Raw genomic sequence first — 11136 nt, 5'->3', positions numbered from 1 at the left:
CGGCAGCAGCGATTTAACTGTCAATGGGGGTACGGGTAATGTTACATTCAATGGTGCAGTTGGGAATCCAACAAATGTGATCGGCAATTTAAAAGCTAACTCTACAGGAACAACCGCATTTAATGAAACAGTCAATGCCGCGAGTTTGACGACTAATATTGACGGCACAACTCAACTCAATGCCAATGTCACTACAATCGGGAGTCAAACTTATGGAGATGCAGTTACAATTGCCAAGAATCCGATTCTTTTAGGTGACAGCATTACTTTCAATAATACTGTTGATGGTACCAGCGATTTGACTGTGAAGGCCGCTAGCGGTAATCTTACCTTCAAAAGTACGATCGGCGAAACAATTCCTCTCACAAGTTTAACTGCCAACAGCAAGATATCTTTAGGCGGGAATGTCACTACAACCGGCACTCAAACTTATGCAGATGCTGTGACTGTTGCTAATAATCCGATTCTCTCCGGCAGCGACTTTACTTTCAATAATACAGTTGACGTAGCTGGCAATCTGGGTATTGAGGCTGATAATGTTAATCTCAAAGGAACTGTAACAACCACCAATGACGGCACGCTCACAATCACCAATAAGGTAAATCTCAATATTGAGAATAACCTGAATTTAGACGGTGCATTTATTCAAAATGGCGGGGGAACTGTTGCGGTTAACGGAAATATCACCACAACTAATGATAACATTAGTTTTAGCGGTCCGGTGACATTAAAAGCTCCTGTAAATTTTACACTCGGAGATGCAACTATTGCTTTCGGTTCTACTTTATCGGCAGGTAGTAACCCGCTGAATTTAACAGCAGGTGAAATTGATTTTTCCGGGAATGTTTCTGGTACTGGTGCGTTAACGCTACAACCCGCCACAGCCGGACAAAATATTGTTGTTGGGGGAATTGATAACAATACTAGCGCTTTAGATTTGACTGCATCGGAAATTAGTTTTATTCAAAATGGATTTAGCTCGATCGCGATCGGGCGATCGGATAGCAGCGCTAATATTAGTATTCCCTATAATCTCACATTTTTAGACCCAGTAAATATTCAAACGGGAACTGGTACGATCGCACTTGATGGCACTCTTACTGGCAATGACAACAGCAGCATTGCTCTCAACGCTGCCACAATTAATTTGAATTATGGCATCAATACCAATAAAAATCCGATCGCTCTCAACGGCACTGTCACACTCGGCAACGATATTAATCTCCGTACCAGCGGCGGAGATATTAAGATAATTGGTGCGATAGACGGTAATCATTTGTTGAACTTAGATGGGGCTACAGGCAATGTGCTGGTACAAGGAAATATCGGAGGAACAGCACCACTTTCTGTTTTGAATGTTACGGCAACGCAGGCGGAATTCACTAACGGTAATATTGCGAGCAATTCTGGTTTTAATATTGCTGCTGCCAGCACTAAGTTGGGTGGCAATGTTACTACTAATAATGGCAATATCAATATTAACGGTGTTCTCGGGTTGACGCAAGATGCGAGATTTAGTACAGCCGGGGGGAATATTGCCTTTGGAGGTGCGATCGACAGTGACAGCATTAATGCCCGCAACTTAACTCTAGCCTCCGGTAGTGGCAGCATCACTTTTAACGGTGCGGTGGGGGCTACCAGCAAGTTAGGAAATCTTGCGATCGAAAATGCTGGCAATGTGACAGGAAACTCGACAATTAACGCGCAACAATTGACAGCACTAAACACAGAAAAAGTCAACTTATCGGGAGATGTCACCGCCGGCAAAGTCGATATTACTGCCAAGGGCGATATAAGTGTCAAAAATATTACTACTAATGGCGGAGAAATTCTCTTTACAAGCGGTAATAACTTCACAGCAGGCAATTTGAATACATCGGCAAACAGTGGCGGCAACATAACTGTTAAGGCGATAACTTCAATTACCACCGGACAAATTAACTCTAGCGGTATACTCGGAAATGCCGGCAATGTGTTCTTAGATCCGATCGGCGATATTCAAGTAGAGTTTATCAATGCCCAAGGCGGCACTAGCGGTAACGGCGGCGATGTCACAGCAATAACAGGTAATTTTTTCCGCGCTACGGGTACTTTTTCAACACCACTGTCGCCGACGGGATTTGCTAGCATTTCTACTGCTGGCGGGGCCGGTGGTGGCAAAATTACAATTGTGCACGCTGGGGGAGATGGAGGGACGCCGATTCAACCATTTGTGGTGGGGAATGCTGCTAGCAACGGTACGGCGGGTGCAATTACAACGGGACAATCTAGCATTACATCGCAGTCGTTTCCGCGTTCTAGTAGTGTTGGTAATATTGTGTTTTCGACTGATGATGCGATCGATCCGACGCCAACACCAACTCCAACTCTGGTAGTAACTCCGACTCCCACTCCGAGTGAAACTCCAACTCCGGTAGTAACTCCGACTCCCACTCCGAGTGAAACTCCAACTCCGGTAGTAACTCCGACTCCCACTCCGAGTGAAACTCCAACTCCGGTAGTAACTCCGACTCCCACTCCAAGTGTCACTCCCACTCCAGTTGTCACTCCAACTCCCACTCCAGTTGTCACTCCAACTCCCACTCCAGTTGTCACTCCAACTCCGGTAGTAACTCCAACTCCCACTCCGAGTGAAACTCCCAATCCGCTAGTAACTCCAACTCCAACTCCGAGTGAAATTCCCAATCCGCTAGTAACTCCAACTCCGACTCCGAGTGTCACTTCCACTCCCACTCCGAGTGTCATTCCCACTCCAAGTGTCACTCCCACTCCGACTCCGAGTGTCATTCCTACTCCGCTGGTAACTCCAACTCCGACTCCGAGTGTCGCTCCCACTCCGACTCCGAGTGTCATTCCCACTCCGCTGGTAACTCCAACTCCGACTCCGAGTGTCATTCCCACTCCGCTGGTAACTCCAACTCTGCTGGTAACTCCAACTCCGATCGCTCCTACGGAAATACAAGTGCCAGCACCTGTGACAGCACCAAAATCGCCCACAGCTGCAGATACACCCGCACCGCAAGGAGAACCTTCAACCCCTGATTCAGAAGACTTTCAACCCCCGAAAACTCCACCGCGAGACAATCCCGGTGTTCCTGCTGCCGATCGAGTTTTAACCATCGATCAAAGTATCACCAGTAAATTACCCAGCGACTTCGTACCACCCTCACCAGCACCACAACAAGCGCCAACAGTCAACCCTACTTCTAATTTAGTTCTGGGATATGTTCCGTCTCCCGATCGACTTTTTGAAGGTAACGATATCCAGAAAACAATCTGGGGAATCGAAGAAATGAGGAATCAAGAATTTGGAGAATACTTGCGGGTAAAAGCCAACATCCCAGAGGAAAAAACCTTGATTTCGACATTCCAAGAAACTTTACGAAATATCGAACAGCAAACCGGCAGGCGGTCTGGTATTATCTACATAGTCTCGCGAGAAGATCGATTGGAACTAATTTTAGTTCCTCCCGTGGGGCGACCGATTCACTACAGCGTCCCCGAAGCCAACAGAGCAGCTCTTTTCCCCACCGTCCAAGAGTTCCGAAATGAAATCACCAATCCCGCGAAACGCGATACTACCAGTTATCTAGCCTCCGCCCAGCAGCTATATAAATGGGCGATCGCACCCCTAGAAAAAGACTTACAAAACTTAGGAATTCAGACTTTGTTAGTGTCAGTCGATCCCGGATTGCGGAGCCTGCCCTTTGCCGCTTTGCACGACGGTAAAGGCTTCTTGATTGAAAAATACAGTTTCAGCCTAATTCCAAGTTTTAGTTCGACTAATACCGATTATAAAGCTGTTAGAGACGCCACAGTGCTAGCAATGGGAAGGTCAGAATTTGTTGACCAACAGCCCTTGCCCAGTGTGCCGATCGAACTGCAGGCTATTTCGGCTCAGTGGCACAGCCCATCTTTCCTCAATTCTACTTTCACTTTAGATAATCTCAACTCGGAACACGCCAAGGGAGGATTTCGGATCGTTCACCTAGCAACTCACGCTGAATTCAAACCGGGAAAACCGAGCAATTCCTACATTCAAATGTGGAATTCCAAATTGCAGCTCGATCGCATGGAGAGTTTGAATTGGCGCAATCCGCAGGTAGACTTGTTAGTATTAAGTGCTTGTAGAACTGCTATGGGCGATCGGGAAGCAGAGTTAGGTTTTGGAGGTTTAGCAGTAAAATCCGGCGCGAAATCTGCTTTAGGGAGTTTGTGGTATGTTGACGATGGAGGCACTTTAGGGCTGATGAGCGAATTTTACCACCAGTTGCGAGGAACCACAACTAAGGCAGAAGCTTTGCAACTGACTCAACAAGCAATAATGTCCGGTAAAGTGCGATTGGAAAACGGACAGCTAGTAACAACAGGCGGCCAGTTAAATTTACCTGCTAATTTACAACAAACAAACCAAAACTTTTCTCATCCTTACTATTGGAGTAGTTTCACCATGATCGGAAGCCCTTGGTAAGCTGCCATATTTTATCCCAAATCCCGTTGAAAGATCGCGTTTATTCTTTAGTCCGCGCAGTCGGGCTTTAGTTGTGTAGTAGAGGTTTCAACCGCCGAACTCGCGAGAAAGTTCTATTTCTGCTTCATCACCACCAAAGTAATATCATCAAAAACCTTCTGAGCGCCAATATACTGCCGCACATCATCAATCACGGCTGCCCGAATCTCTTGGGCAGAGCGCTGACGATTTTCAACCACCACTTGCCACAACCTTTCTAATCCGTACTGCGCTTTATTAATATCGAAAGCTTCAGGAATTCCATCAGTATAAAGCACCACCACATCCCCAGGATTTAACTGCACTTCTGTTTGAGCAATAAAGTCGCCAATCTCTTCTACTAAGCCAATGGGAAAGCCTAAATCCATCGTGTCTATGCACTCCAATTTTCCATCAGCGCGCACCACAATCATTTCCTCATGTTGTCCGCTTAATTTCAGGACACCTCCGGCATAGTCTAAGATAGCTAGAGACATATTCCTAGAGGAGTCCATGCGCTGGAGATTATCATAAAGAGTCTGGTTGAGGACATCCAAAAACTTCACTGGATCTGTTTCCTTCATTTTCTGAAGCGTCCTGACAGCCGTTTGTGCCATAATCATCAACACGCCGCTTTCTAAACCATGTCCCGTGACATCGCCAATGGTAATTTTGACTTGACCATCCTGTTGCAATACGTCGTAGTAATCGCCGCCAACTTCGTCAGCAGGTTCCATAAAACCAGCTATTTCTAATCCTTCAATTGCTTCTAGTTCTGACTGTTTTGGCAAGACCATTTGTTGCAGTTGTTTGACAATATCGAGTTCTGCACTCATGCGAAGATTGTCTGCTTTTAACTTCTGATTGAGGGTGCTAATTTCTTGATTTGCTTGAGCTAGTTGAGCCGTGCGTTCTTGAACTTTATCTTCTAAGTTTTGATAGAGGCGAGCATTCTCGATCGAAATAGCTGCTTGGGAGGATAAGATTTTTAAGACTTCCAATCTATCTGGGGTAAACGCCCCGGTAGTCAGATTATTTTCCAGATACAGAATGCCGATTAGTTTGCCTTGATTAATAATAGGAGCGCATAAGACTGACTTAGGCAGATTTTTTATAATATAGGGTTCGCTAGTAAAAACACCCTCTTTCGTAGCCTCTGATAGCACTACATCTTCCTGAGTTCTCGCTACATATTTTATCATACCTACAGGAAGATTATCGCTGCATTCAATCGGAATACTTTGCCAAACTTCTACTTGTTCTTGATCAACTTCACCTCTAGCTTCAATAGTTAACTTATCCTTATTTGATAAGACAAGAAAGCCTTTTTGTGCTCCGCCATTTTCCAGTAAAATTGTCATTAACTTCTCTAACAACTTGTTGCTCGCAATTTCACCAGCCAGAACTTGGGAAGCTTTGATAACTGTGGAGAAATCTAAATCTGAACTTCCTCCACTTGTTGAGGAGGCTTTATCACTAACAGTCGTCTGCAAATCAGTTTGTTTATTTGCTAATTTCTTCGGCATTAACTGCGGATATTTCTGCTCTAAATCCTCTACTTTACGCTTAGCCCCCCAAATTTGGTAGCCATAATGCGCTTTTGTCATATAAAGTTTGGCAATTTCCTTTTTGCCTTTCCCTAGCCAGAATTTAGCTGCCAGTTCATTCCCTAAAGCTTCATTCTGAATATACTGATTTTCATGGGCTGAAGCGATCGCGCGATCGTACAAATCTAGTGCTTCTATTTCTTTACCAGAAAGTCGAGCGATTTCCGCCTCCACCAACAGGTATTTGTGCAAGAAGTTTTCAGGACAGTTATCTGCCCAAATTTTCATCTTCTGTTGATTGGCTTTTAAAATTTCCCCATATTCCTGCTGTTGCGAGTTGGTAGCAGTTGGATAAAGAGCAGTTAAAATTAAAGAATAGTACAGATAATGTTCGCCTTGGCTGGGTACACCGGAAAGAAAAACGAGAATTTTATCGCTAGTTCGGATTTTTTCTAAAGCATTTTCATAATCCCCATAGAGAAAGAAAATTTGGGCTTTAAAGATGTTATAGGGTGCTACACCAGTCATAAAGCCGTTTTCATTCCACATCTCGAGGCATTGATATTCATCAAAATCCTCATCACTAAAAGAAAATTTATCCAGAGTTAATCCCTGTAAATTTAAAATAAAATGCCGATATAATTGCTGAATCCCAGCAAAGACATTATTTTTGATTTGCTTAAGAAATTCAAGATGTTTGTTAGATTCTTCAAGAATGCTATCAAAACTTTCAGAACTTAGAACTCTTTGCAGAATCAAGTGGTAAGAATTGTAGCTAACATAAACATCTCCAGTTTCTACTCCGGCTAGGTAGCCTTTTCTAAGAAACGGAATTCCTTTTTTCAGATGGCTTCGCCAAGGATTAATCAAACCACCGAACATATTAAAAACTTTGCAAGCCAAATTTACATTATGAAACTTTTCGTTAAGCTTCATCGACAATAGACCAAATTCATAACCGACTTCATAGTCAACTAATCTCGCACCTGCCAAAAATCCCCAAAAAGCATATCCATGAGCCGATACATCTGAATTGCCGTTTTCCAGAGAAAGATTGACCATTTTTAATGAAATCAAAGCCAACAAATCTTGATCTACAAAATAAGCTGGTCCAGTAATGTTCATTAAGAGATTCATACAAGCTCTCATCTCTGGATCGATCATTTCTGGGGCATTAATTAGCTCAGAAATTTTGATGTGTTCCAGATTTGATCTGTATAACTCCAACTCTAAGTCAAGGGCAGAGAAAATTTCTGATTTGTCGGTTGTAGGCAAACTTAATCCCAAGGATTTCAACGCCTCCGAGCCAATACCAACCGCTTCTACAAATTTGCCTGTATTATCATACAAAACTAAACGAATATTCTGGATTTCTGCTCGTTCTAAATTAGATTTAACCTTAGTTAAAATTAAGTCAAATAACTCTTCTGCCTTGTCAAAATTACCGCATAGATATTCACATTCCGACCGTTCTCGATATAAACTAAATGTCAAATCATAATGCTCTTGCCAAGCATCTCCCGGCAACATCTCTATTCCTGTAGTAAAATATTGCTCTAAAGCAGCAGCATAAGCCGTTGAAGCTTTGGCTTTTTTCCCTGCCTCTAAGTTCAATCGTGCTAATTCCACCCGTTCCGGTTCATCAGTTATCAATTCCCAAGCTAAGTTTAAATGATCGACTATTTCAAAAATTTTTTCCGGTAGTTCTTCAGCAGATACATTGGCTAGCAACAGCCGCCCAATTTGAAGATGAACCGCTTTTTTTTGATTGTCATCAATCAGAGCATAAGCCGCTTGTTGTACCCGGTCATGCAGAAATTTATAATCTAGAATTAATAGATTTTCATCTAACTCTGATGTCGGCAAGATGAATCCGGTCTGAACTGCCGCAACTAGGTCGGGAAAAATTACCTCTTTTGGTTTTTCACTAACGATAGCAAGAGTGTTTAAGTAAAAAGAAGCACCTATACAAGATGCTAAACGTAAAACCTGCTGTGTGAGCGCCGGCAGTTTCTTTAACTTGTCTATCATCAATTCTACAACATTATCGGTAATATTTTGTGCCTCAATTTGGTCAATATTCCACTGCCAACTATGCTCCTGGACATCAAAATTTATCAGGTTTTCCGCGTAGAGGGTTTTGAGAAACTGATTGACAAAGAATGGATTACCACCTGTTTTCTTCATCACCAATTCTGTCAAGGGTTTTACCGCATCAGTGTCGCTATATAATGTATCGGCAAGCAGTCGGCTAATATTTTCTATGTCTAAAGGTGCTAAGGTAATATAATTGATAGTGGCTCCATCTTTGAGCAATCCATCAAGCGTCATCATTAAGAGGTGCGTTGGGCTAACTTCATTATCTCGATAAGCTCCAATTAAAAACAGATATTGCATATCTGCATCTGTCATCATCAGTTCAATTAACTTGAGTGTCGCGGAGTCTGCCCACTGTAAATCATCGAGAAATATGACTAAGGGATGCTCTTTTGTGCAAAAGGCTCGGATGAAGTTACTGAAGACAATATTAAACCGATTTTGCGACTCGCTTGCCCCTAATTCTGGCACGGGTGGTTGTTCGCCGACAATCAGTTCTACTTCGGGAATTACATCAATAATAACTTGACCGTTGACACCAAAAGCATCTCTAAGTTTTTCTCGCCATTGTTCAAGCTGTATTTCACTTTCCGTTAATAGTTGCCTCACTAATCCCTTAAAGGCGCTAACTACAGCGGAGTAAGGAATACTCTTTTGAAATTGGTCAAATTTGCCCGCCGTAAAATAGCCGCGCAGTCGGGTATTTGGTTTGTGAATTTCGGCTACTAGCGATGATTTGCCAATGCCAGAATAACCAGCCACCAACATCATCTCTATTTTGGATTTGGGAGTGTCCGCTACTCGCTCAAATGCTTTTAGTAGTGCTTCTACTTCCGCTTCTCGTCCGTAGAGCTTTTGGGGAATTTGAAACTGGTCGGAAATGTCTTGAGTCCCTAAAGAGAAATCAGATATATTTCCTGTGGTTTGTAACTGATGCAAACATTCGGCTAAATCTTTTTTGATTCCGAAACCACTTTGGTATCGCTCCTCAGCGGTTTTTGCCATCAGTTTCATTACAATCTCTGACAGAACCTGGGGAATTTGTGGATTAAATTTATGAGGAAAAATTGGCACTTTAGCAATATGACAATGCACTAACTCCAGGGCATCCGTGGTTTCAAAAGGAAGTTGTCCTGTCAGCAACTCATAAAAAGTGGCACCGAGAGAGTAAAAGTCGGTACGGTAATCTAGAGAACGATTCATTCTTCCTGTTTGTTCAGGTGAAATATAAGCTAAAGTACCTTCTAAGACGTTAGGATTTTTTAGGGTAGGATTTTCGCGGGTGAATTTAGTAGAAATACCAAAGTCTATAATTTTGAGTAGCCCAATTTCAGGGTTAAAAATAATATTTGCAGGGTTAATATCTTTGTGGATAATATTCGCAGCGTGAATACTGCTTAGAATTTCAGCCGTTTTAATAGCAATGCTCAGAAATTCCTCTAGGGGCAATACTCCCGTGCCTGATTCCCTACGCTCATCCATTAACTGTTTTAAAGATGACGCGCCAAAATCCTCAAGGATGATACACAGGGTCATCTGATAGGGTTTTAATTCATAAGCTTTAATTACTCCATCTAGATTCAGATTTCGGGTAATTTCATATTCCTGCTTATAGCGAACCAGTTCGGAAGCGGTAGGATAGTCTTCTTTGAGGAATTTAAGGATGACGGCTTGGTTGTCCTGTTGGCGGATGCCTCGATAAACGGTGGAGTTGGTACTTTCGTAGATTTGAGTGAGAACTTGGTAGCCGTTAATCTTAAGCATTTTTGATTTCTTTTGAGTAATGCGTAAAGGGAGTATTTCAACAATTAGTAAGATGAAATACTCCCCAAACTCTTGGCTTGAACACTTGAGTTGTTAAATATAGCGGACAAGGTAGTACGCTCAATCTTAAGGCTTTCCCTGCTTCGCCGATTTCACTCTATGCTTCTTTGCCTAACCTTCATCGCCCAGCGATAAGTTAAGCGATCGCGGTTTTGGCCAAGCATCATTCTCACCTATAATTTGCTGACGATGATACTCTTGGCTAAACTGCTGTTTGATAATTGCTTTGGCTGCTTGCATTCCTGCCATTGTGGTCGCTTCGACACACCCAGAATTAAAACTATTATCGACCCAATCGCCTGTTAGGTAGAGGTTATTAAACCCGCGAGGGCGATCGTCCCACCTGGAAGTATCGGCTTGAAGACGAAACTGGTAGCTACCGGGAACAGATAATACATAACGCTCTGAAGGAGTAATGTTAACACGCCAGAACTGCGAGTAAAAGCGTTGTTCTCCTTGCTCATCCTCTAAGTCTACAACCAAATTCCAATCTAGACCATGAGGATTGTCTTTAGTGGTAGCGTTAGGCCAGAGAGGGGCGATCTTCTGGTTGAGCCAGTCGATGGCTCGTCCGCTGATTTTCTGTTGTTGCTCTGCTGGGAAATTATACTGGCTAGGAGCGGGGATACCTGGATCTTCCATTACCCCTGTAAAGTAAGCAATGTTCTTAGGTGAACGATCCGAAGGCCAGTTTTCCCGTTCAATGAGGTCACTCATATCCGCATAAGTATCTAGGGGCTCAACGTAAGTACCCAGGACTGGACTATTCTGTGTCCATCCTAACTCTTTGAGTGTAGGTTTAAGCCATAGTTGTCCGCCTTGGGTAGTCACTGTCTGGAGAGACTTAACCATTTGCTGCCATTCTGTTTTGGCATTAATAAGTTCCTCGCAGATAAAGGGAAAAGCGCCGATGGAAATACCCAGCACTACAATGTCAAAATCTTCCCCGTGGTTGAGAGTAACTTTTTTTACGTCTGTCCAGGGAGTCCAGAAAGATTCTAGGTCAATCTGCTCTTCTTTGAGTTTTTCGCCTTCAACAATTTGATCGTAGAGGGGTTCGCTAGGCCAGGAGAGAAGATCCTTAACCGGAATCAGTGGGTTGTAACTGAGATCTTGCACCATTCTCAATAAGCCCTTGCATTCTGTACCAAAATGTGAAATAAAGGGCGTATAAACAAT

At 43.1% G+C, this 11136-nt stretch carries 3 protein-coding genes; 1 reads left to right on the top strand and 2 read right to left on the bottom strand.

All coding sequences use genetic code 11. The annotated features are described in order from the left end of the window. Positions 1–4471, top strand: a 4471-nt coding sequence (locus QUB37_RS24185) for a CHAT domain-containing protein (protein ID WP_333167009.1), incomplete at its 5' end; no start/stop codon positions are given. A 113-nt stretch (positions 4472–4584) separates the two neighbouring features. On the opposite strand, the gene QUB37_RS24180 is transcribed toward QUB37_RS24185, so the two are convergent. Continuing rightward, positions 4585–9897 carry an AAA family ATPase gene (locus QUB37_RS24180; protein ID WP_333167007.1) on the bottom strand — a complete coding sequence of 1771 codons (5313 nt, stop codon included), beginning with the start codon at positions 9895–9897 and terminating at the stop codon, positions 4585–4587. A 171-nt stretch (positions 9898–10068) separates the two neighbouring features. Then, on the bottom strand, positions 10069–11136 hold a 1068-nt coding region (locus tag QUB37_RS24175), incomplete at its 5' end, for a hypothetical protein (RefSeq protein WP_333167005.1).

Origin of the sequence: Microcoleus sp. AT3-A2, assembly GCF_036705685.1 — a bacterium.
In the GTDB taxonomy this organism is placed as follows: Bacteria; Cyanobacteriota; Cyanobacteriia; order Cyanobacteriales; family Microcoleaceae; genus Microcoleus.
The sequence above is the reverse complement of the archived record's forward strand: the minus strand, read 5'-3'. Positions and strand labels throughout refer to the sequence as shown.